The organism is Morganella sp. HMSC11D09, from assembly GCF_001807955.1.
Lineage (GTDB): Bacteria > Pseudomonadota > Gammaproteobacteria > Enterobacterales > Enterobacteriaceae > Morganella > Morganella morganii.
The window spans coordinates 289,778-311,785 of record NZ_KV791711.1; the positions used below are offsets into that span (position 1 = coordinate 289,778).

Genomic DNA, 22,008 nt, shown 5'->3' on the forward strand with positions numbered 1-22,008 from the left:
TTATTCAACGTTCAGTGCATCATTAACCAGCTCTTGTTGTTGCTGCTGGTGAACAGACGTATAACCCACGGCCGGAGAGGCGGATGCCGGACGGCCCGCATAACGCAGTGCCGCACCTGCCGGAACCGCATCACGGAAATTATGCTGGCAGCAGTACCACGCGCCCTGGTTGAGCGGCTCTTCCTGGCACCAGACAAAATCTTTCACATGGCTGAATGGTGCAAGAATCGCATGTATATCTTCATGCGGGAACGGATAGAGCTGTTCAATACGGATAATAGCCACATCCGTCTGATTATTCTTGCGGCGCTGCTCCAGTAAATCGTAGTAAACCTTACCGGAACACAGCACAACGCGCTTCACATCTGCCGGATTCAGATCATCTGCTTCACCGATAACCGCTTCAAAGTGACCTTCGGCCAGTTCTTCCAGAGAAGAGACCGCCAGCGGGTGACGCAGCAGTGATTTCGGTGACATGACAATCAGCGGACGGCGCATACCGCGCAGTGCCTGACGGCGCAGCATATGGTAAACCTGTGCCGGGGTTGACGGGACACAGACCTGCATGTTCTGTTCCGCGCAAAGCTGAAGGTAGCGTTCCAGACGGGCGCTGGAGTGCTCCGGCCCCTGGCCTTCGTAGCCGTGCGGCAGTAACATCACCAGTCCGCACATCCGGCCCCACTTCTGTTCGCCGGAGCTGATGAACTGGTCAATCACCACCTGTGCCACGTTGGCGAAGTCACCAAACTGGGCTTCCCAGATAGTCAGGCCGCGCGGGTCAGTGGTTGCATAGCCGTATTCAAAGGCCAGTACCGCTTCCTCAGACAGGACGGAGTCCCATACATTGAAGCGTCCCTGGGCGTTATGGACATTCATCAGCGGCACATAGCAGGAGCCGTTGCTCTGGTTATGAATAACCGCGTGACGATGGAAGAACGTACCGCGTCCCGCATCCTCACCGGACAGACGCACCGGAACACCTTCATCCACCAGTGTTGCGTAAGCCAGATTCTCCGCCGCACCCCAGTCGAGCAGTTTATTACCTTCCGCCATTTCCGCACGGTCGGTATAGATTTTTTCGACACGCGGGTGCATATGCACTTCTTCCGGCACGGTACTGATACGGCGCGCCAGATCACCGAGGCGTTTCAGTTCCACTTTATTGGCGTAGCTGTCGTTCCAGTTGTGATTCAGGTACGGTTCCCAGGTAAGCGCTGCTTTACCGATTTCACGCCACTCTTCCACCACACAGTCACCGCGATCCATCGCATCACGGTACATATTGACCATTTCAGTCACATCACCGGCAGCGACCACACCTTCGGCAATCAGTTTATCGCCGTAGATTTTACGCGGTGTCGGGTGCTGTTTGATTTTCTGGTACATCATCGGCTGGGTTGCACTCGGCTCATCCGCCTCGTTATGGCCGTGACGGCGGTAGCAGACCAGGTCGATCATCACATCGCGGTTAAAGGTATTACGGAAATCCAGTGCCAGGCGGGTCACGAATGCCACAGCTTCCGGATCATCAGCATTCACGTGGAAAATCGGTGCCTGTACCATCTTCATGATGTCAGTACAGTATTCCGTTGACCGGGTATCTTTCGGGTTGGAGGTGGTGAAACCAATCTGGTTATTGATAACAATGCGGACAGTCCCGCCCACTTCATAGCCCCGTGCCTGTGACATGTTCAGCGTTTCCTGAACAATCCCCTGCCCGGTTACCGCTGAGTCACCGTGAATGGTGATCGGCAGAACCATTTTGCTCAGACTTTCCGGCAGACGGTCGCGGCGGGCGCGGACAGAGCCGATGACCACCGGGCTGACAATCTCAAGGTGAGACGGGTTAAAGGCGAGCGCAAGATGTACCTGAGCCCCTTCTGTCACGAAATCAGACGAGAAACCCTGATGGTATTTCACGTCACCGGTACCCAGATGATCTTTGTGTTTACCGGCAAACTCATCAAACAGATCCGCCGGTTTTTTACCGAACAGGTTAACCAGAACGTTCAGACGACCGCGGTGTGCCATACCCAGCACCACTTCGCGGGTGTCCTGCTTACCGGCATGACGGATCAGGTCTTTCAGCATCGGAATGAGGGAATCGCCCCCTTCCAGTGAGAAGCGTTTTGCGCCCGGGAATTTCGCCCCGAGATAACGCTCCAGCCCTTCGGCTGCGGTCAGATCCGCCAGGAAACGCCGTTTTTCATCAGCACTGAACAGCTTACTGACGTCAACGGATTCCAGACGTTGCTGGAGCCAGCGTTTCTCTTCGGTATTGGTGATGTGCATATACTCGGCACCGATGGAGCCGCAGTAAATGCGTTTTAATGCATCAAACAACTCGCTCAGCTGCATGGTTTCGCTGCCGATGGCAAAAGAACCGACGTTAAAGGTTTCATCAAAATCGGCTTTGGTCAGATTGTGGAACGCCGGGTCCAGATCCGGAACCGGTTCCTGTTTCCACAGGCCGAGCGGGTCAAGGTTGGCATTCTGATGACCGCGGAAGCGGAATGCGTTGATAAGCTGCAGGACTTTGACCTGCTTGGAATCCATCGCCGGATCGCTGACGGAAGTGTGGTAGCGGGTTGAATCTTTGGCCAGACGACGGAAGTAGTCGCGCGTCTGTGAATGAGGTTGTTCTGTGATGTCCGCTTTTGGCAGTGAGTCGAAAATCTCCCGCCAACTTCCATCGACGGAGGACGGATCGTTCAGATAGTCTTCATAGATATCTTCTATGTAGGCCTGGTTTTCTCCAGCCAGAAAGCTGGAATCCAGCCAGTCCTTCAGTGCGCCGTTCTGCATTATGATCCCTTAAGCTTAGAGCTTCATCCCCGTTGTCTTTCCGGCTGCGGTGTACCGGCTGCGTGTCCGTCCGGAAAACAGAGTGGTTCTGTTCTGCGGATTCCCCGTCTGCCGCTGCCCTGCAACCTGAATGAGGCCGGGTTTAGTTTTCGCCGTGATAACTAATACCGCGATACATTGCGGTGCGTAAAGGATTCCCGGGTGGTGCTTGTGCATCTTATGTTCTGTGTATCCCTGAGGAACCTTTAGCAACGGAATAACCGTTGCTGAAGATCCCTGTGCTGTCTATAACCATACTTACATTTGAACCAAAAAACTCACATCTTAATCACAATTAACTACATTTATTGTCGCTTCTAACACTTACTGCGATAGATTATGCCTATTGTTACGGGTTGGTAAAAGATGCCTGCCGGGCAGGCATCTTATTATTATCAATCGCTTAAGCAGAATAAAGTCAATTATGCACTGCGTTTCAGTAACATTGATTTAATATGACCAATTGCTTTTGTCGGATTCAGCCCTTTCGGACATACACTGACGCAGTTCATGATGCCGTGACAGCGGAATACGCTGAAAGCATCACTGATGTCGTCAAGACGGGATTCTGTCTCGGTATCGCGGCTGTCCGTCAGGAAGCGGTACGCGGCTAATAAACCGGCCGGACCGATAAATTTGTCCGGGTTCCACCAGAAGGACGGGCAGGATGTCGAGCAGCAGGCACACAGGATACATTCGTACAGACCATCAAGCTTTTCACGCTGCGCCGGTGACTGTAAATGCTCACGCGCCGGCGGGTTTTTGTTGTCGTTGATCAGATACGGGCGGATCTTTTCATACTGCGCGTAGAACTGCCCCATATCCACTACCAGATCCCGCACCACCGGTAAGCCCGGCAGCGGACGGATCACCACTTTTTTGCCGCCTTTCATCAGCGCCGACAACGGAGTGATACAGGCCAGACCGTTTTTGCCGTTCATATTGATACCGTCAGAACCACACACCCCTTCACGACAGGAGCGGCGGAATGACAGGCTCGGATCCTGCTCTTTCAGCAGAATCAGTGCATCCAGCACCATCATGTCCCGGCCTTCTTCCACATCCAGCTGATAGTTCTGCATGTGTGGTGCGTTATCCACATCCGGGTTATAGCGATAAACTGAAAATTCAACTTTCATAGTATTCTCTCCGCAAATGCCTCATCACCACACATCAGTAAGTACGAATCTTCGGCGGGAATGGGTCACGCAGCTTAGGCTGCATGTTCACCGCACGGCGTGTCATGGTTTCAGATTGCGGCAGGTACAGGGAATGACACAGCCAGTTCGCATCATCGCGATCCGGATAGTCAAAGCGGCTGTGCGCACCACGGCTTTCAGTACGGAAGTTGGCGGCCATTGCAGTGGAATACGCCGTTTCCATCAGGTTATCCAGCTCCAGACACTCGATGCGCTGGGTGTTGAATTCTGATGAGGTATCATCCAGACGCGCATACTGCAGACGCTCTTTAATGGCTTTCAGCTCTTCCAGTCCCTTGGCCATCGCATCCCCTTCGCGGAATACCGAGAAGTTGTGCTGCATACAGGATTGCAGAGCCTTGCGGATAGCAACCGGATCCTCACCGCTGCGGGTGTTATTCCAGCGGTTCAGACGCGCCAGTGCCGCATCGATATCCGATTCACCGGCATCACGCATTGCTCCCTGCTCCAGAATGGATTCTTTCAGATGCAGGCCGGCTGAACGGCCGAAGACCACCAGGTCAAGCAGAGAGTTACCGCCGAGGCGGTTTGCACCGTGAACAGAAACACAGGCAATTTCACCGACCGCAAACAGACCCGGAACCAGCACATCCTCGCCCTGCTCATTCATGGTCACAACCTGACCGGTGACTTTGGTCGGGATGCCGCCCATCATATAGTGGCAGGTCGGAATAACCGGAATCGGCTCTTTGACCGGGTCAACGTGGGCGAATGTCCGTGACAGTTCCAGGATACCCGGCAGACGGGATTCCAGCACTTCTTTGCCCAGATGGTCGAGTTTCAGTTTGGCATGCGGACCCCACGGGCCGTCACAACCACGGCCTTCGCGGATCTCGATCATAATGGAACGGGCAACCACGTCACGCCCGGCAAGATCTTTGGCGTTCGGTGCGTAGCGCTCCATAAAACGTTCGCCGTCTTTATTGAGCAGATAACCGCCCTCACCACGGCAGCCTTCAGTGACCAGCACCCCGGCACCGGCAATCCCGGTCGGGTGGAACTGCCACATTTCCATATCCTGCAACGGAATACCGGCACGCACCGCCATACCGACACCATCACCGGTGTTGATATGAGCGTTGGTGGTGGACTGATAGATACGCCCCGCACCACCGGTCGCCAGAATGGTGGCTTTGGCTTTGAAATAGACCACTTCACCGGTTTCGATACAGATAGCGGTGGTACCCATAATGGCGCCGTCCTGGTTTTTCACCAGATCCAGGGCATACCATTCGGAGAAAATTGTGGTGTGATTTTTCAGGTTCTGCTGATACAGAGTATGCAGGAGTGCGTGACCGGTACGGTCAGCCGCAGCGGCAGTACGTGCAGCCTGCTCGCCCCCGAAATCTTTGGATTGTCCGCCGAACGGACGCTGATAAATACTGCCGTCGTCCAGACGGGAGAACGGTAACCCCATGTGCTCCAGTTCCAGCACCGCTTCCGGGCCGGTTTTACACATGTATTCGATAGCATCCTGGTCACCGATATAATCCGACCCTTTTACGGTGTCGTACATGTGCCATTCCCAGTTATCCGGATGGGTATTCCCCAACGCCACAGTGATACCGCCCTGGGCGGATACTGTATGAGAGCGGGTCGGGAACACTTTGGATAACAGGGCACAGGACAGGCCGGACTGAGAAATCTGAAGTGCCGCGCGCATACCTGCACCGCCTGCACCGATAACAACTGCGTCAAACTCTCTGACAGGTAAGCTCATTTAGACACCCCACACAATGATTGAACCGTAAATGACATAGGCTGCCAGCACAATAATGATAATAAATTGCAGCAGCAGGCGCAGGCTCAGGCACTTGACGTAATCCGTCAGTACCTGCCATAACCCGACCCAGGCATGGGCGAGAATGGCGATCAGTGTCAGGGTGGTGAACACCTGAGTGAATGAAGCGGTAAAGAAGCTGTACCAGACGTCATAAGTGATGTCAGAGGTAAAAGCCACAAAACCGACGAGGTAGAGTACATAAAGTGTAATCACAATGGCGCTGGCACGCAGAATTAACCAATCCTGAATCCCGTTACGGCCGAGCGTGGTCGCACTGATTTTTGAATTTTTCACCATACCAGAACCCCCGCCAACACGGCTAAAATCACAGTCAGAACCATGGAAATCTTCGCGGATGAAATACCGGCAGCCAGCGTTTCATCAACAAATCCGAAATCCATTAACATGTGACGAATGCCACCACAGATGTGGTAAGCCAATGCAGTGAGGATGCCCCAGAGGATAAACTTCGCGAAGAAACCGCTCATGATATCAGCAGCCTGCGCAAACCCTTCCGGCGAGGACAGCGACAACCCTAATAACCACAGCAGAATCGCTACAGCAATGAAGGTAATGACGCCTGAGACACGGTGTAAAATTGAAGCGATTGCAGGGATCGGAAAGTGGATCGTCTGCAAGTCTAAATTGACAGGTCGTTGTTTTTTCACAATTTTGCCCACACAGCTCTTTATTATTTTTCCTTCCTCCGGACCCGGGCGGAAATCAGACAGCGCTGGGGAAATAAGAACAATCCTTAAGTAAAATCAACATCCGTATTGTTTTACAAAAGTAATGATTCAGTTACGCTGGGTGCTCCTGCTTCAGGGAATTCCGGAGACCTTGAGGCAGTATATGGACTTCACAATATGATTACAATTCCCATACAAAATGTTTGGTCAGATTTAGCCAGAACAGTGAATAAGATCACGGTTCACACAATAAAAACGCCCATTATTATTACTTGTGACATTCTGACAACATTTGAATTACATTATGTGGTTAAATACAAAAATTAAAACGACGATTACCGGCAAGAAAGACTTCCCGTAAGTGCAAACTTATGCAAAAGTGTAACTTGCAAAAAATGCACAATATCTTGCTGTACAACATAACTTTTATCGCAACACAAAGTTTCATTAACAATCTGATAACCCACTATGCGCCGTACCGGATAACGTAACACCAGGTACGGTATCCATTCAGGTAACGCATCAGGGGTTATCACAATAAGATTGAAAAACAAATAATAAATGCGCTAAGGAGACCTACATGTCTAATACAAAGGCGGAGCTGACACTAAACGGCGTCAGGGTTACTGATCTGGATATCCTGAGCCCGACTCTCGGCCAGCCCGTAGTTGATGTCCGGACGCTCGGCGGAAAAGGCTACTACACCTTTGATCCCGGCTTCACCTCCACTGCGTCCTGTGAATCAAAAATCACGTATATCGACGGTGATCAAGGTATCCTGTTACATCGCGGCTTCCCGATTGAAGAGCTGGCGATGAAATCTGATTATCTGGAAGTGTGCTACATCCTGCTGTATGGCGAAGCGCCTGATCAGAAAGAGTACGACGAATTTAAAGAAACCGTAAAACGCCACACCATGATCCACGAGCAGATCACCCGCTTGTTCAACGGGTTCCGCCGTGACTCTCACCCGATGGCCGTGCTCTGCGGCGTGACCGGCGCACTGGCGGCGTTCTACCATGATTCTCTGGATGTGAACAACCCGCGCCACCGCGAAATTGCGGCCTACCGTCTGCTCTCCAAAATGCCGACCGTCGCGGCAATGTGTTACAAATATTCTGTCGGGCAGCCGTTTGTCTATCCGAAGAACAATCTTTCCTACGCCGGTAACTTCCTGCGTATGATGTTTGCCACCCCGTGTGAAGAGTATGTGGTTAATCCGGTGCTGGAACGTGCCATGGACAGAATCCTGATCCTGCACGCAGACCACGAACAAAACGCCTCCACTTCCACTGTCCGGACCGCCGGTTCTTCCGGTGCCAACCCGTTCGCCTGTATCGCAGCCGGTATTGCCTCCCTGTGGGGACCTGCTCACGGCGGTGCGAACGAAGCCTGCCTGCGTATGCTGGAAGAGATCCAGACCGTCGATCACATCCCGGCCTTTATTGAGCGCGCGAAAGATAAAAATGACTCTTTCCGTCTGATGGGCTTCGGCCACCGCGTGTACAAAAACCATGACCCGCGTGCCAAAGTGATGCGTGAAACCTGTCACGAAGTACTGAACGAACTGGGCCTGAATGACAGCCTGCTCGAAGTGGCGATGGAGCTGGAACGTATCGCACTGAACGACCCGTACTTTATCGAGAAGAAACTCTATCCGAACGTGGATTTCTACTCCGGTATCATCCTGAAAGCGCTGGGTATTCCGTCAAATATGTTCACGGTAATCTTTGCTATCGGCCGCACCATCGGCTGGATCGCCCACTGGAGCGAAATGCACGACGACGGCCTGAAAATTGCCCGTCCGCGCCAGCTTTATACCGGTTACACTGAGCGTCCGTTTGAAACCAAAGTCACCAAACGCTGTTCATCGTGACAATACCGTATTAATCCTTATAAAACCCTCTCCGGAGGGTTTTTTTATGCATTTTTAACTCCCGGCTATTCATTTACCCATATATTCACCGGGTGTTTTTCCGGTCATCTTACGGAAGAAAGAGACAAACGCGCTGTCACTGGCAAATCCGAGAGCCTGTGCAATATCACTGCTGCGGTATTTTTTCGCCAAAAGTTCAACAGATTTTATTAATCGCCACTGCTGCCGCCACTGCTGGTAGCTCATACCGGTTTCCCGCCGGAAAATCCGCGTTATCGTCTTTTCCCCGGCACCGCAGCGGGATGCCAGCTCATTAAGCTGCGGCGGCAGTATCCGGGGATCCAGGGTTTTCAGCCGCCGGTCCGACGGCAGCGGTAACTGCATATCTTCCCGCCCGGCCAGCGCCAGCTCATCCAGAAATACCGGCAGCAGATGCTGTAAACGGGGTTGTGTCCAGTCACTGTCAAACGGCAGTCCGGCAAAGAGAAACAGGATCTCACGCAGCAGCGGCGATACGCCGAAGATTTCACAGGTTGGCGGCAGACAGGCGCTGAGTTGCGCATCCGGATACAGTGAGCGGTAACCGACAGCCTCAAACATTTGTGCACGGTGCAGCATCTGCGGCGGGATCCACGCTACCCGCGTCGGCGGCAGAACAGAGAGCGTGTCCGTCAGGGTAATCTGAATCGCCCCCCGCTCAGTAAACAGCAATTGTCCGCGCTGATGGCAGTGAAAACCGGAATCATGCTGCGCCGCCATCTCTGCGGCAATGCCAATCAGTGGCGCGGAATAGTTGTCCGCATCAAATGCATCACTTTGCTTCAGCCACGCCATGTTGTCCCTTTTGATAAACAGAATGTCCTTATTATTATAATAAGACATCCCGCCTTTTGCTAATCTGCTCCCCGTTCATTTCAGTTACAAAAAAGGGGGACAAAATGACAATACAAAAACCCGCATTAACACTTGCCGTTGCCCTGATGATGTTCCCGCAGATAGCGGAAACCATCTACAGTCCGGCGCTGACAGATATCGCACAGGGATTCGGCGTCAGTGCGGCACAGGCAGGACAGACTCTGTCCCTGTACTTTTTCGCCTTCGCACTCGGCGTGGTCACCTGGGGACGTTTATGTGATATCGCCGGGCGCAGACGCACAATGCTGAGCGGTCTGATACTTTACGCTGCCGCCTCCTGCGGCGCGGTTATCACACAGGATTTCAGCGTGTTACTGATCCTGCGGATGCTGTCTGCCTTCGGGGCGGCGGTCGGCTCAGTCGGCACACAAACCATCATGCGTGACTGTTACCGCGGGGATGAGCTGGCAAAAGTATTCTCTGTCATGGGGATAGCACTGGCTGTCAGCCCGGCACTGGGCATGTTCAGCGGCGCGTTGCTGACCGGTTTTGCCGGATATCAGGGCGTCTTTACCGGGCTTGCGGTACTGGCGGTTGTTCTGCTGGTATGGACAGCACTCCGGTTACCGGAAACACGTCCGGCACATATCACGTCAGTTTCGCTGCCGGAAACAGCCGGCCGTATGCTGTGTGACCGCTTTATTCTGCGCAATGTGCTGCTGATTGCCTTTCTGAATATCAGCCTGTTCAGCTACTACCAGTTAGCACCATTTTATTTCAGCGGGCTGGGCTTTACACAACAGGAATTCGGTTACAGCGGATTACTGCTCGCGCTTGGCGTGGCCGCAGGCTCTGTGATCAACCGTGTCCTGCTTAAACGCGGATGGCACAGCCATTCACTGATCCGCCTTGCTGCCGTAACCGGTATGGTCAGCGCTGCTGCGGTCTGGCTGTTGTCAGGATCGATTTTATTTGTGCTGCCGGTAACAGGTATCGTGATTTGTTACGGGCTCGCCATTCCGAATATTCTGGCCGGTGTGCTACAGGATTACCGTGACCGCCTCGGCACTGCCGGTGCGCTGCTCGGTCTGATGTATTACCTGCTGATTGGCGGCGGGCTGGCACTGGCCGGGCTGAGCCAGAATCTTGGCCTGACGCTGTGTGTCTGTGCTGCGGGGACACTGCTCTGTGCACCGCGCAAGGCTGTACAAAGCACACAAACCGCATAAGAAAAAGCCGGTCGGAAGACCGGCTTTTCCTGTTACCCGTTATGCAGGGTTCGGAATATCCACAAAAATCACATCCAGCCCGTGCGTTTTCTGCAACCATTCACCCAGAGCACGGATCCCGCCGCGCTCGGTGGCATGGTGACCGGCGGCAAAGAAGTGCATCCCGCATTCACGGGCGATATGGATTGTCTGCTCTGACACCTCACCGGTCACAAAGCCGTCAAGCCCCGCATATGCGGCTGCCTGAATAAAACCCTGACCACCGCCGGTACACCAGCCCAGTTTTTTAATCTGAGCAGGCGCATTATCCCCGCAATGCAGAATCTCCCGATCCAGCCCCTGCTGTAAACGCTGCGCCAGTTCCTCACCGCTGACCGGTTGCGCGAACTCGCCGCACGGAAGCAGCGGCTCAACCTGTCCGGTGACTGTGACCCCCATCAGTTGCGCCAGTTTCGCGTTATTACCCAGCTCCGGATGCGCATCCAGCGGCAGATGATAACCATATAAATTCATATCGTTACACAGCAGTGTTTTGATCCGGCGCTGCTTCATGCCCCGGATACTGACCGGCTCGTTTTTCCAGAAATAGCCGTGATGCACCAGCACCGCGTCCGCATTCAGTCTCACCGCTTCATCCAGTAATGCCTGACAGGCGGTCACGCCGGTCACCACGCGCTGAACCTGTTCACGTCCTTCAACCTGCAGACCGTTCGGGGCATAATCCTGAAAATCCTGTACTGCCAGCTTTTCATTAATAATCTGTTCTAATTCAATATGATTCATACATTTTTCCTGTCCGTGCGGATAGATTTACCATACCTTCCCTGCCCGCCAATAGCAATTTGCAGACATAAAAAAACGCCCCGCGATAACATCGCCGGGCGTCTCTTTTGCTTTCCGGATGCCGGTATCAGTGCTGCTGGGTACTGCTTACCGCATTTTCTGAACGTGCCAGCCAGACCGGTTTATCGCTTGTCTTGGACCACACACGGTACAGATAGCTCCAGAAGCGGGCGCGATCCCGGTAGAACAGCATAAACGGGAACGCCAGGATACCTAAAGATACTGCACCGGTACGGCGCAAGAGAACCTTATGCAACGGATATACCTGAAATGTTGACATTGAGACCCTCCTTAATAACGGATTATCGCAGAACAGCAATAATCACCGAATGTATTTCTCTTTCATATTAACCCGGCTGGTGAAAATTTACCACTCATCTGACCACTTGGCGCCGGTATGATACGCACAAAATGCCCCTTTTAAGTAATTAAATTACATAATTGTTATTTTTTATCATTTCATTAACAATTTTATTATTTAAAATTAAGCTACCACGCTGATGAAAATACCTTATGATATTCACATCACTAATTGATAATGGGAATTATTTATTATGAGCGCCTGGCTGATCTATGCCCTGCTGTCTGCTATCAGCGCCGCAATGGTTGCTGTCTTCGGGAAAATGGGGTTGCAGCATCTGGATGCCAATACCGCAACCGCGATCCGTGCCGTGATTATGGCGCTGTTTCTGGTCGGCGTGGTGGTGGTTCAGGGAAAATTTAATCTTATCAGTGAGATAATCGAAAACCGTAAAGCCCTGTTCTTTATCGCTCTGAGCGGAATTGCCGGAGCACTTTCCTGGCTGTTCTATTTTATGGCAATAAAAAACGGTCAGGTTTCACAGGTTGCCCCGATTGATAAACTGAGTGTGGTCTTTGCCGTTATTTTTGCCGTGATCTTGTTCGGTGAGAAAATTTCCCTGATTGCAGCCGGTGGCGTTGCGCTGATCACCGTTGGTGCACTGATGGTCGCGCTGGGCTGAGACAGGCAAAAAAAAACGCGGAGGGAAGATCCGCTCCGCGCTGCTTTTCCGGGGAATGCGTCAGTCCGCAATCACCTGGTTGACTATTTCAATCGCTTCTTTTTCTATCTGTACCAGATGTTCCGGACCCCGGAAACTTTCACAGTAGATTTTATAGGCATCTTCCGTACCGGAAGGACGCGCGGCAAACCACCCCTGCTCACTCATGATTTTCAGGCCGCCGATCGACGCACCGTTACCCGGCGCGGCTGTCAGGCGGGCGGTGATCGGATCACCGGCCAGGGTATCTGCAGTAACCATTTCCGGAGACAGTTTTGACAGCCGGGATTTCTCCGCATGACTGGCCGCTGCCTGGATCCGGCTGTAGCACGGTGAACCGAATTTTTCCGCCAGCTCATCATAATGCTGCTGCGGGTTTTTGCCGGTCACGGCGGTCAGCTCCGCTGCAAGCAGGCAGAGGATAATACCGTCTTTATCGGTTGACCACGGTGTACCGTCAAAGCGCAGGAACGAAGCCCCCGCGCTCTCTTCCCCGCCGAAGCCCAGTGTGCCGTTATACAGCCCGTCCACAAACCACTTGAACCCGACCGGGACTTCCACCAGATCACGCTGCAAATCGGCAACCACGCGATCAATCATCGCACTGGATACCAGGGTTTTGCCGACACCGACAGAGGCCGGCCAGTCCGGACGGTGCTGAAATAAATAGTTAATCGCCACCGCCAGATAATGGTTCGGATTCATCAGCCCTTTCGGTGTCACAATCCCGTGGCGGTCGTAATCCGGGTCATTGGCGAAGGCCAGCGAGAAGCGGTCACGCATGCTGAGCAGACCCGCCATCGCCCATTTTGAGGAGCAATCCATACGGATAACCCCGTCGTGATCCAGCGGCATAAAGCGGAATGTCTGATCCACCTGCTCATTGACCAGCTCAATATCCAGCTCATAGAAATCACGGATGCGTTTCCAGTACTCAATCCCGGCACCGCCCAGCGGATCCACGCCGATTTTGAGTTTCGCGTTACGGATAGCATCCATGTTGATCACGTCACTGAGCGAGCTGACATACGGCTCAATCAGATTCACCGCGCTGACCAGCGGGCTGCGCAGGGCATCACACACCGGCATCTGTTTCACCTGCGCCATATTACCGGCCAGCAGCACGTTGGCACGCTTTTCGATAACAGAGGTGAGGTCAGTGTCTGCCGGGCCGCCGGTCGGCGGGTTATATTTGATACCGCCATCTTCCGGCGGGTTGTGCGACGGGGTGATCACAATACCGTCGGCTTTATCAGCATGGTCGCGGTTGTAGGTCAGGATGGCATGAGACACCGCCGGGGTCGGGGTGAAACCATTATTTTCCTGAATAATAACGCGGACACCATTTGCTGCCAGTACGGATAACACCGTCTGAAATGCCGCTTCAGAGAGGGCGTGGGTGTCTTTGCCCACATAGCACGGGCCGGTAATACCCTGCTGCTGACGGATTTCGGCGATTGCCTGAGTGACCGCCAGAATATGTGCTTCATTGAAACTGCCGCGCGCCGCACTGCCGCGATGGCCGGAAGTCCCGAATTTGACCTGCTGTGCCGGATCCGCCGCATCAGGTGCAAGGGTATAATACTGAGAGGTTAGCTGCGCCACATTGATTAAATCGGATTGTTGCGCAGGCTGACCAGCCCGCGGGTGCGTATGAGCCACTGTGTCATTCTCCCCTGATTACGCCGTCACCGGCAGATAAATACCCCTTACAGGGTATTGCAGACTTTCTCGACAGTATTTGCCGGGAAGCCCATTCCCTGCATAATCTGTTCTACCATGCTCTGCTTACGCTGAGTATTGGTGTTGGTGATAACCCAGAACGGCGTGCCCGGAATGTGGCGCGGCTTGCTGGTTTTACCGCTGGCCAGCAGCGTGTGCTCATCACCGGCAAAATAGACACGGGTACGGCCGTGGAGTTCATCGGTGCTTTTGCTGAACCCTTGCGGATCAATATTATACAGTGCGGATAACACCAGCATAAAACGATCGATCGTTTTCTTTTTCTCTGCATAGCTGTCGGACAGCAGCAGTTCGCGCATGACGCGGACCGGATCCTGAGACGTGGTTTTTACCGGACGCGGGGTAACCGGCGGCGTTTTGTTATCCACGCTGTCAGTTGCAACAGGTGCGCAGGTGGTACCCGGAGCCTGCGGCCCTAAATTGAGCATACGGCGCAAAATTTCCGATGCGCTTTCACCAATGTGCTGTGTGTGGCTGGCAATATAACTGTAAAGTTCTTCATCTACATCGATTGTTTTCATTTCTACCCGGTTCTTTTATTCGTTAACGCGGAACACGTTATTATAAGATAGAAAAATGCAAAACAAAACAAGTAAAATTTCAATAACTTAAACTAAAAACCCCCGCAGTTTGCCCCGTACGGCATTTAAAAAATAAATCAGTAAGTTATCGTTTCCGGGCACACAATCAATCACAGAAACATTTACTTAACATGTTGGTTTCCGGGGGCTGCCGTGTCATCATATCCGCCTGTTTTGCTCTGCGGATCGGTTGTTAATATGAAATTACCTGCATTACTTCATCATGAAATATTCACGCCTGAAATATCACATCACACCACACCCATTGTTCTGATCCACGGTTTGTTCGGGGATCTGCATAACCTCGGGGTGCTTGGCCGTGAACTGCGGAAAACGCACACTGTGGTACAGATTGATGTCCGTAACCACGGCGATTCACCGCGCGCACAAACCATGACTTACCGGGAGATGGCGCAGGATGTGCTTGATCTTATCCGCTCCCTGAACGTTGAAAAAGTGATTGTGATTGGCCATTCCATGGGCGGAAAAATCGCCATGGCGCTGGCTGCACTGGCTCCGGATGTTACTGAAAAACTGATTGTTATTGATATGGCTCCCGTCGCTTACGGCGTACGCCGTCATGATGAGATTATTGCGGCACTGGAAGATGTTACCGCCGCCGGTGTCACCACACGTACTGAGGCCACCGCAATTATGGCGCAGCGCATCCGTGAGGATGGCGTTATTCCGTTCCTGCTGAAATCCTTTAAGCAGGGAGAATGGAAATTCAATCTGCCGGTTATCAAAGCACAGTATGAATCCATCATCGGCTGGGAAACTCTGCCGCCGCAACAGGTTCCGCTGCTGCTTATCCCGGGCGGTAATTCATCGTATGTGAAACCGGAATACCGCGACGCCATTATGGCGCAGTTCCCGCAGGCAACCGCCCATGTGATTGCCGGATGCGGCCACTGGGTACACGCTGAAAAACCGGACGCGGTTCTGCGCGCCATCAGCCGTTTCCTGGATAAAGCCTGACAGCAGTGCCGCCGTCACGGCGGCATCATTCACTGACGGAAGCTCAGTATCAGACTGTCAGTATCACTCTCCTGCCACCAGGCCACAACAGAACGCACCTGATACCTGACATCCTGCCCCAGCAGATCAAAACAGATATCCAGCAGACAGCAGCCGGATAAAATCAGACACAAATACTGAAGCGGGCGGATAAACACCGTCAGCATCTGCTTTACTTTGCAGCCGTACTGATACTTTTTGTGCGATATCCGCGATAACTCCGCAGATTCTGAGATACGATCCATGTGCGCGTCCTCTGTTATTCCCTTGCTGAAAATACATACTACGTAATGCCTGCCCGCAAAAACACTCCGTTATCCTGAGCTGAATACTCTTTTTTTTCTAATATATTCATAACGATAATTGCAATATTGAATTCATTGACGAAACCCATCACCCGTCCTGCAGGGCTGCCGCACAGACGGGCAGACGGTGCGATGTTAATCAATCTGCACGAAATCCGCGGTAACAGGCCGCGAAGCGGTGGCGGTAAGCGGGATGGCGGTGTATCATTGCGCGTTTATCATTGTAATCCGCCTTTTCGTAGTAAAATTATGGCCAAAGAACAAACGGATCGTACCACGCTGGATTTGTTCGCTGACGAACGCCGGCCCGGACGACCGAAAACAAACCCGCTCTCCCGTGATGAGCAGTTGCGGATTAACAAACGCAATCAGCTGCGGCGTGACAAAGTTAACGGATTACGCCGCGTTGAGCTCAAACTGAATGCGGATATTGTCGATGCCCTGAACCAGCTGGCATACGAAGAAAACGTGAACCGGGGCGAACTTATCGAGCAAATTCTGCTTGATTACCTTCAGCGTTCTGATTTATGCACCAAATTGTGAGACGACACACCACACAAATTTGACAGACTTCAAATACTGTTTTCGTCAGAATGGTATTTATGAAGATGAAATAGTTATAATTTCTGCTTGTTGTCGCTGCGGCGTCCTTTTGCAGGCACAGAGATTTTCGGTTGAGAGGCTTATTTATGGCAATCGCAGGTATATTTTTTGGTAGTGACACCGGTAACACAGAAAATATCGCTAAAATGATTCAGAAATTACTCGGCGATGATGTTGCTGAAGTCCGGGATGTTGCCAAGTGCAGCAAAGAGGACATCGAAGGGTTTGATTTCTTACTGCTGGGTATCCCGACCTGGTATTACGGCGAAGCACAGTGTGACTGGGATGATTTCTTCCCGACACTGGAAGAAATTGATTTTAACGGTAAAATTGTGGCTATCTTCGGTTGTGGTGACCAGGAGGATTACGCAGAGTATTTCTGTGACGCCATGGGCACCATCCGTGACATCATTGAACCGCGCGGCGCGACCATTGTGGGTCACTGGCCGACAGAAGGCTACCACTTTGAAGAGTCAAAAGGCCTGGCGGACGACAGTCACTTTATCGGCCTGGCTATTGATGAAGATCGCCAGCCGGAGCTGACTAACGAACGCGTGGCAAAATGGGTTGAGCAGATCCGCGAAGAAATGAGTCTTGACGAGATTCTGGCAATTTAAGGTTTTCCCTTAAATTGCGAATGATAATTCTGCTTATTTATGTAATGATATTATTTATCCGGTCCGGCATCGGTCAGGCGAATCGCACCTGACACCTTTTGATAGCCGGACATTGTGTTCAGCCGTTGAGCGTTTTCCCGAATGTGCGCTCACCAGCGACAATATAGGACTAAATCCGCATGACCGATAACAATAAAGCATTGAAAAATGCAGGACTGAAAGTCACACTTCCCCGCCTGAAGATTCTGGAAGTGTTGCAGGATCCGGAGTGCCATCACGTCAGTGCGGAAGATCTCTACAAAAAACTGATCGATATCGGTGAAGAGATTGGACTCGCAACTGTCTACCGCGTTCTGAACCAGTTTGATGACGCCGGTATTGTCACCCGTCATAACTTTGAGGGCGGCAAATCCGTTTTCGAACTGACCCAGCAACACCACCACGATCACCTGATCTGCCTGGATTGCGGTAAAGTGATTGAGTTCAGTGATGAATCCATTGAATCACGTCAGAAAAATATCGCGGAACGCCACGGTATTAAACTCACCAACCACAGCCTGTACCTGTACGGCCACTGTGCGGATGGTGACTGCCGTTCTGATGAAGGTATCCACGACGAGAAAAAATAATTCTCGCCGTTAACCATTTTGTATGAAAGGCGCGTATCGCGCCTTTTTTGTTGCCGTTTTTCAGAACACATGCACACAAAAAAGCCGTTCCTGCGAACGGCTTTTTTATATTAATAACACTGTGTTATCTGTTATTTACTCTCAATTTTCGCCCAGGTATCACGCAGGCCGACAGTCCGGTTAAAGACTAATTTATCCGCTGAGGATAATTTGGCATCAGCACAGAAATACCCTTCACGCTCAAACTGATACGGCTTGCTGCTGTCAGCGGCAACCAGTGACGGCTCCACAAAGCCCTGACGGATCACCAGAGAATCCGGGTTAAGCGTCGACAGGAAATCATCCTCTGCGCCCGGGTTCGGTACACTGAACAGGCGGTCATACAGACGGATTTCCGCCGGTACCGCGTGTTTCACGCTGACCCAGTGGATAACGCCCTTCACTTTACGTCCGTCAGCCGGATCTTTATTCAGGGTTTCCGGATCATAGGTACAGTAGATAGTGGTGATATTGCCTTCGCTGTCTTTTTCCGCGCGCTCTGCTTTAATCACAAACGCATTACGCAGACGCACTTCTTTATTCAGCACCAGACGCTTGTACTGCTTGTTCGCTTCTTCACGGAAGTCCGCGCGATCAATCCAGATTTCACGGCTGAACGGCACTTCGCGGCTGCCCATCTCCGGTTTGTTCGGATGATTCGGCATGGTGACCATCACATCGCCTTCCGGCATGTTTTCAATCACGACTTTCACCGGGTCGATAACCGCCATGGCGCGTGGTGCGCTTTCGTTCAGGTCATCACGGATACAGGATTCCAGAGCCGCCATTTCGACGTTGTTATCCTGTTTGGTGACGCCGATACGGCGGCAGAACTCGCGGATAGAGGCAGCGGTATAACCACGACGGCGCAGACCGGAAATGGTCAGCATGCGCGGGTCATCCCAGCCTTCAACAAATTTCTCTGTTACCAGCTGATTCAGCTTCCGCTTGGACATCACAGTGTATTCAAGATTCAGGCGGGAGAACTCATACTGACGCGGATGGCAGTCAATAGTGATGTTATCCAGCACCCAGTCATACAGGCGGCGGTTGTCCTGGAATTCCAGTGTACAGAGTGAATGGGTGATCCCTTCCAGCGCATCAGAAATACAGTGGGTGAAATCGTACATCGGGTAGATGCACCATTTGTCACCGGACTGATGGTGAGTCGCAAACTTAATACGGTAAATGACCGGATCACGCATCACCATAAAGGAGGATGCCATATCGATTTTGGCACGCAGACACGCTTTACCTTCCTCAAAGCCGCCGTCACGCATTTTTTCAAACAGCGCGAGGTTCTCTTCCGGAGTACGGTCGCGGTACGGGCTGTTCCGGCCCGGCTCTTTTAAGGTGCCGCGGTATTCACGGATCTCTTCCGGACTTAATTCGCAGACATACGCCAGGCCTTTGTTGATCAGCTCAACGGCGTAGTTGTACAGCGTGTCGAAATAGTCGGAGGAGTAGCATACTTTGCCGCTCCACTGAAAACCGAGCCATTTGACATCGTTTTCAATGGAATTAACGTATTCCACGTCTTCTTTAACCGGGTTGGTGTCATCAAAACGCAGATTGCATTGCCCCTGATAGTCTTGTGCAATGCCGAAATTCAGGCAGATTGATTTCGCATGACCAATATGCAGGTAACCGTTCGGCTCAGGCGGGAAGCGCGTGTGAACCGTGGTATGTTTTCCGGAAGCCAGGTCTTCGTCAATAATCTGACGAATAAAGTTTGTCGGGCGGGCATCAGCCTCGTTCATTGTCATAATTCCTCAATGCAATATGCGCGTTAATAACCTCTTATCATCCGATATGATGCGCTCATATACAACCACCTGAGCACAGAAATATCAGCCGGGCAGATGCCTTCGCGCAAAAAACAGATAAAAAAACGGGAAGCAGCTGCCTCCCGTTATTATCATAACCGCAATCACTTATTTAATGACATGATACAGTTCAGATTCGTTTGCCTTAACCAGACCTTTAGCAACAATCTCCACGCGATCATAATCATCGATATTACTGATGATTACCGGGCTTATCATGGATTTGGCATGTTCGTTCAGATACGCCAGATCCAGTTTCAGCACCGCATCACCGGCAGCAACCTGTGCGCCTTCTTCAATCAGGCGGGTAAAACCGTTACCGTTCAGATTCACGGTATCAATACCCATGTGGACAATAATTTCCGCACCATTATCGGTTTCCAGGCAGAATGCATGGTTGGTATCGAAAATTTTCACCACAGTACCTGCCGCCGGGGCATATACGGTGTCACTTTCCGGTTTGATGGCAATACCGTCGCCGACAACACGGCCGGCAAATGCTTCATCCGGTACAGCGGATAAATCAACCACTTCACCGTCGAATGGTGCCACCAGCGTCAGTACCACGTTACCATTGCCCTGTGCTTTGGCTTTCACAGCTTCCGGAGCCGCCGCAGCCTGAGCTGCCGCAACCGGGCCTTCTTTCAGTACGTCACGCATGGCATTGGCAATCAGCTCGGCACGGGTGCCGACAATCACCTGCACACTCTCTTTATTCAGACGGATAACGCCGGATGCACCTATTTGTTTCGCATAAGCATCATTAACCTGCGCGGAGTCTTTTACAGTCAGACGCAGGCGGGTGATACACGCATCAATACCGGTCAGGTTATCTGAACCACCGATAGCCGCGATATACTGACGCGCTTCGCTGCTGATGGATTTTTTCTCATCTTTTTTGTTATCAGTGCTGACATTCTCGCTGTAACCATCAACGGTATCGTTGGTTGCCATCGCCGCTTCACGGCCCGGGGTTAACAGGTTGAATTTGGTGATAACAAAACGGAACACCACATAGTACAGCGCGAAGAAGACCAGGCCCTGCAGGATCAGCATATACCAGTTGGTTGCCAGCGGGTTGCGTGAAGACAACGCCATATCCACCAGCCCCGCACTAAAGCCGAAACCTGAAATCCACTGCATGGTTGCAGCGATAAACAGGGAGATACCGGTCAGGAAGGCATGGATGACATACAGAACCGGTGCCACGAACATAAAGGAGAATTCAATCGGCTCGGTGATACCGGTGAAGAACGCGGCAAATGCACCGGCGATCATGATACCGGCCACTTTTGCTTTGTTTTCCGGTTTGGCGCAGTGATAAATCGCCAGCGCGGCCCCCGGGATACCAAACATCATGATCGGGAAGAAACCAGCCTGATAACGGCCTGTGACACCCGGAATCGCCGTACCGGCATCAATGGATTGCTGACCGGCCAGGAAGTTAGGAATATCGTTGATATCTGCCACGTTGAACCAGAACACGGAGTTCAGTGCATGGTGCAGACCGACAGGAATTAACAGACGATTAAAGAAGCCGTAAATCCCCGCGCCCCACGCGCCCAGGTCTTTAATGCTCTTACCGAAGGAAACCAGTGCATCATAAATGACCGGCCAGACATACATCAGTACCGCAGCCACCAGGATCATCACGAATGATGCCAGGATAGGCACCAGACGGCGGCCGCTGAAGAATGACAATGCCATCGGCAGCTCAACACCGCTGTAACGGTTATACAGTTCGGCGGAAATAACACCGACCAGAATACCGATAAACTGGTTGTTGATCTTACCGAACGCCGCCGGAACCGCTTCCGGAGGGATCCCCTGAATCATACCGACTGTCGCGGTGGAACACAGGGTGGTCACCACCATAAAGCTGACAAAACCGGTCAGTGCTGCCGCACCGTCTTTGTCTTTTGACATCCCGTAAGCGATACCGATAGCAAACAGCATTGACATGTTATCAATGATAGCTGCACCGGATTTAATCAGGAACGCGGCAACCACGTTGTCCGCACCCCAGCCCGTCGGGTCGATCCAGTAACCGACCCCCATCAGAATTGCCGCAGCCGGCAATGTGGCGACAGGCACCATCAGTGCCCGGCCAATCCGCTGCAGATAGTTCAGTATACCCACTCACTCCCCCTTGCCGCCCTGACGAACGGCCTTTTTGTTTTACAGCATTATTATCACAGCCATGACCGGCTGCCTTATTGTGTACAACTGAATTTGTAACAACCGGTCTGATCACTCACCGGATTGCGTAACACTTATTTTACTGCCA

20 protein-coding genes are annotated in these 22,008 nt (G+C 52.0%); 7 read left to right on the top strand and 13 right to left on the bottom strand.

The features are described 5' to 3' along the window. The 5 genes from sucA to sdhC all read right to left on the bottom strand — a co-directional run bounded on the left by sucA (position 1) and on the right by sdhC (position 6,527). A complete protein-coding gene (sucA, locus tag HMPREF3119_RS16925; protein WP_070580382.1) occupies positions 1–2,805 on the bottom strand; it encodes a 2-oxoglutarate dehydrogenase E1 component in 2,805 nt (934 codons plus the stop codon). Positions 2,806–3,266: 461 nt separating this feature from the next. Beyond that, positions 3,267–3,983 carry a succinate dehydrogenase iron-sulfur subunit gene (locus HMPREF3119_RS16935; protein ID WP_004235644.1) on the bottom strand — a complete coding sequence of 239 codons (717 nt, stop codon included), beginning with the start codon at positions 3,981–3,983 and terminating at the stop codon, positions 3,267–3,269. A gap of 34 nt (positions 3,984–4,017) precedes the next feature. Next, on the bottom strand, positions 4,018–5,784 hold the full coding sequence (gene sdhA / locus HMPREF3119_RS16940) for a succinate dehydrogenase flavoprotein subunit (protein ID WP_004235643.1): 1,767 nt from the start codon (positions 5,782–5,784) through the stop codon (positions 4,018–4,020). Continuing rightward, on the bottom strand, positions 5,785–6,144 hold the full coding sequence (gene sdhD / locus HMPREF3119_RS16945) for a succinate dehydrogenase, hydrophobic membrane anchor protein (protein WP_004235642.1): 360 nt from the start codon (positions 6,142–6,144) through the stop codon (positions 5,785–5,787). Next, positions 6,138–6,527 (bottom strand): succinate dehydrogenase cytochrome b556 subunit, encoded by a 390-nt coding sequence (gene sdhC / locus HMPREF3119_RS16950; protein WP_015422545.1) that lies wholly within the window; start codon positions 6,525–6,527, stop codon positions 6,138–6,140. Before sdhC ends, sdhD begins: the two co-directional genes overlap by 7 nt. A gap of 589 nt (positions 6,528–7,116) precedes the next feature. On the opposite strand from sdhC, the gene HMPREF3119_RS16955 reads away from it, so the two are divergent. Beyond that, on the top strand, positions 7,117–8,412 hold the full coding sequence (locus HMPREF3119_RS16955) for a citrate synthase (RefSeq protein ID WP_024474157.1): 1,296 nt from the start codon (positions 7,117–7,119) through the stop codon (positions 8,410–8,412). Positions 8,413–8,481: 69 nt separating this feature from the next. Here HMPREF3119_RS16955 and HMPREF3119_RS16960 read toward each other — a convergent pair whose 3' ends face one another. Further along, positions 8,482–9,246, bottom strand: a complete 765-nt coding sequence (locus HMPREF3119_RS16960) for an AraC family transcriptional regulator (protein WP_015422544.1) — start codon at positions 9,244–9,246, stop codon at positions 8,482–8,484. A gap of 104 nt (positions 9,247–9,350) precedes the next feature. On the opposite strand from HMPREF3119_RS16960, the gene HMPREF3119_RS16965 reads away from it, so the two are divergent. Further along, complete coding sequence (locus HMPREF3119_RS16965; RefSeq protein ID WP_070580384.1) at positions 9,351–10,496, top strand: multidrug effflux MFS transporter; 1,146 nt, start codon at positions 9,351–9,353, stop codon at positions 10,494–10,496. Between the two features lie 39 nt (positions 10,497–10,535). Here the strand turns inward: HMPREF3119_RS16965 and HMPREF3119_RS16970 are convergent, their stop codons facing one another. Next, entirely contained in the window at positions 10,536–11,279 is a 744-nt protein-coding gene (locus HMPREF3119_RS16970) for a type 2 GTP cyclohydrolase I (RefSeq protein WP_024474160.1), read from the bottom strand. A 127-nt stretch (positions 11,280–11,406) separates the two neighbouring features. Continuing rightward, on the bottom strand, positions 11,407–11,619 hold the full coding sequence (locus tag HMPREF3119_RS16975) for a YbfA family protein (RefSeq protein ID WP_015422543.1): 213 nt from the start codon (positions 11,617–11,619) through the stop codon (positions 11,407–11,409). Positions 11,620–11,893: 274 nt separating this feature from the next. Between HMPREF3119_RS16975 and HMPREF3119_RS16980 the strand changes: the two genes are divergently transcribed. Beyond that, entirely contained in the window at positions 11,894–12,322 is a 429-nt protein-coding gene (locus tag HMPREF3119_RS16980; RefSeq protein WP_004241607.1) for an EamA family transporter, read from the top strand. Between the two features lie 60 nt (positions 12,323–12,382). Here the strand turns inward: HMPREF3119_RS16980 and pgm are convergent, their stop codons facing one another. Together pgm and seqA are read right to left on the bottom strand one after the other, a co-directional pair. After that, positions 12,383–14,023: a phosphoglucomutase (alpha-D-glucose-1,6-bisphosphate-dependent) gene (gene pgm / locus HMPREF3119_RS16985; protein ID WP_062772245.1), complete on the bottom strand. Its 1,641-nt coding sequence runs from the start codon at positions 14,021–14,023 to the stop codon at positions 12,383–12,385. Between the two features lie 47 nt (positions 14,024–14,070). Continuing rightward, complete coding sequence (gene seqA, locus HMPREF3119_RS16990) at positions 14,071–14,625, bottom strand: replication initiation negative regulator SeqA (protein WP_070580386.1); 555 nt, start codon at positions 14,623–14,625, stop codon at positions 14,071–14,073. Between the two features lie 258 nt (positions 14,626–14,883). On the opposite strand from seqA, the gene ybfF reads away from it, so the two are divergent. Further along, positions 14,884–15,663: an esterase gene (ybfF, locus tag HMPREF3119_RS16995; protein WP_036417111.1), complete on the top strand. Its 780-nt coding sequence runs from the start codon at positions 14,884–14,886 to the stop codon at positions 15,661–15,663. Between the two features lie 29 nt (positions 15,664–15,692). Here ybfF and HMPREF3119_RS17000 read toward each other — a convergent pair whose 3' ends face one another. After that, positions 15,693–15,947: a hypothetical protein gene (locus HMPREF3119_RS17000; protein ID WP_070580388.1), complete on the bottom strand. Its 255-nt coding sequence runs from the start codon at positions 15,945–15,947 to the stop codon at positions 15,693–15,695. Positions 15,948–16,256: 309 nt separating this feature from the next. Between HMPREF3119_RS17000 and ybfE the strand changes: the two genes are divergently transcribed. The 3 genes from ybfE (at position 16,257) to fur (ending at position 17,856) form a co-directional block, all read left to right on the top strand. Next, on the top strand, positions 16,257–16,550 hold the full coding sequence (ybfE, locus tag HMPREF3119_RS17005) for a LexA regulated protein (RefSeq protein ID WP_004235627.1): 294 nt from the start codon (positions 16,257–16,259) through the stop codon (positions 16,548–16,550). A 146-nt stretch (positions 16,551–16,696) separates the two neighbouring features. Next, positions 16,697–17,227, top strand: a complete 531-nt coding sequence (gene fldA / locus HMPREF3119_RS17010) for a flavodoxin FldA (protein ID WP_004235625.1) — start codon at positions 16,697–16,699, stop codon at positions 17,225–17,227. A gap of 179 nt (positions 17,228–17,406) precedes the next feature. Continuing rightward, entirely contained in the window at positions 17,407–17,856 is a 450-nt protein-coding gene (gene fur / locus HMPREF3119_RS17015) for a ferric iron uptake transcriptional regulator (protein ID WP_004235623.1), read from the top strand. 131 nt (positions 17,857–17,987) lie between these two features. Here fur and glnS read toward each other — a convergent pair whose 3' ends face one another. Both glnS and nagE read right to left on the bottom strand, forming a co-directional pair. Then, positions 17,988–19,655 carry a glutamine--tRNA ligase gene (gene glnS, locus HMPREF3119_RS17020; protein WP_004235622.1) on the bottom strand — a complete coding sequence of 556 codons (1,668 nt, stop codon included), beginning with the start codon at positions 19,653–19,655 and terminating at the stop codon, positions 17,988–17,990. Positions 19,656–19,829: 174 nt separating this feature from the next. Then, positions 19,830–21,860, bottom strand: a complete 2,031-nt coding sequence (nagE, locus tag HMPREF3119_RS17025) for an N-acetylglucosamine-specific PTS transporter subunit IIBC (RefSeq protein WP_070580390.1) — start codon at positions 21,858–21,860, stop codon at positions 19,830–19,832. Positions 21,861–22,008 lie beyond the last annotated feature (148 nt).

Bases quoted from the DNA above. Each gene is read 5' to 3' on its own strand.
- HMPREF3119_RS16965 (WP_070580384.1), top strand. From the start codon at position 9,351: ATGACAATACAAAAACCCGCATTAACACTTGCCGTTGCCCTGATGATG.
- seqA (WP_070580386.1), bottom strand. From the start codon at position 14,625: ATGAAAACAATCGATGTAGATGAAGAACTTTACAGTTATATTGCCAGC.
- ybfF (WP_036417111.1), top strand. From the start codon at position 14,884: ATGAAATTACCTGCATTACTTCATCATGAAATATTCACGCCTGAAATA.
- sucA (WP_070580382.1), bottom strand. From the start codon at position 2,805: ATGCAGAACGGCGCACTGAAGGACTGGCTGGATTCCAGCTTTCTGGCT.
- HMPREF3119_RS16970 (WP_024474160.1), bottom strand. From the start codon at position 11,279: ATGAATCATATTGAATTAGAACAGATTATTAATGAAAAGCTGGCAGTA.
- HMPREF3119_RS16980 (WP_004241607.1), top strand. From the start codon at position 11,894: ATGAGCGCCTGGCTGATCTATGCCCTGCTGTCTGCTATCAGCGCCGCA.
- fur (WP_004235623.1), top strand. From the start codon at position 17,407: ATGACCGATAACAATAAAGCATTGAAAAATGCAGGACTGAAAGTCACA.
- ybfE (WP_004235627.1), top strand. From the start codon at position 16,257: ATGGCCAAAGAACAAACGGATCGTACCACGCTGGATTTGTTCGCTGAC.
- HMPREF3119_RS16975 (WP_015422543.1), bottom strand. From the start codon at position 11,619: ATGTCAACATTTCAGGTATATCCGTTGCATAAGGTTCTCTTGCGCCGT.
- HMPREF3119_RS17000 (WP_070580388.1), bottom strand. From the start codon at position 15,947: ATGGATCGTATCTCAGAATCTGCGGAGTTATCGCGGATATCGCACAAA.
- fldA (WP_004235625.1), top strand. From the start codon at position 16,697: ATGGCAATCGCAGGTATATTTTTTGGTAGTGACACCGGTAACACAGAA.
- sdhD (WP_004235642.1), bottom strand. From the start codon at position 6,144: ATGGTGAAAAATTCAAAAATCAGTGCGACCACGCTCGGCCGTAACGGG.
- sdhA (WP_004235643.1), bottom strand. From the start codon at position 5,784: ATGAGCTTACCTGTCAGAGAGTTTGACGCAGTTGTTATCGGTGCAGGC.
- HMPREF3119_RS16935 (WP_004235644.1), bottom strand. From the start codon at position 3,983: ATGAAAGTTGAATTTTCAGTTTATCGCTATAACCCGGATGTGGATAAC.
- glnS (WP_004235622.1), bottom strand. From the start codon at position 19,655: ATGAACGAGGCTGATGCCCGCCCGACAAACTTTATTCGTCAGATTATT.
- HMPREF3119_RS16955 (WP_024474157.1), top strand. From the start codon at position 7,117: ATGTCTAATACAAAGGCGGAGCTGACACTAAACGGCGTCAGGGTTACT.
- HMPREF3119_RS16960 (WP_015422544.1), bottom strand. From the start codon at position 9,246: ATGGCGTGGCTGAAGCAAAGTGATGCATTTGATGCGGACAACTATTCC.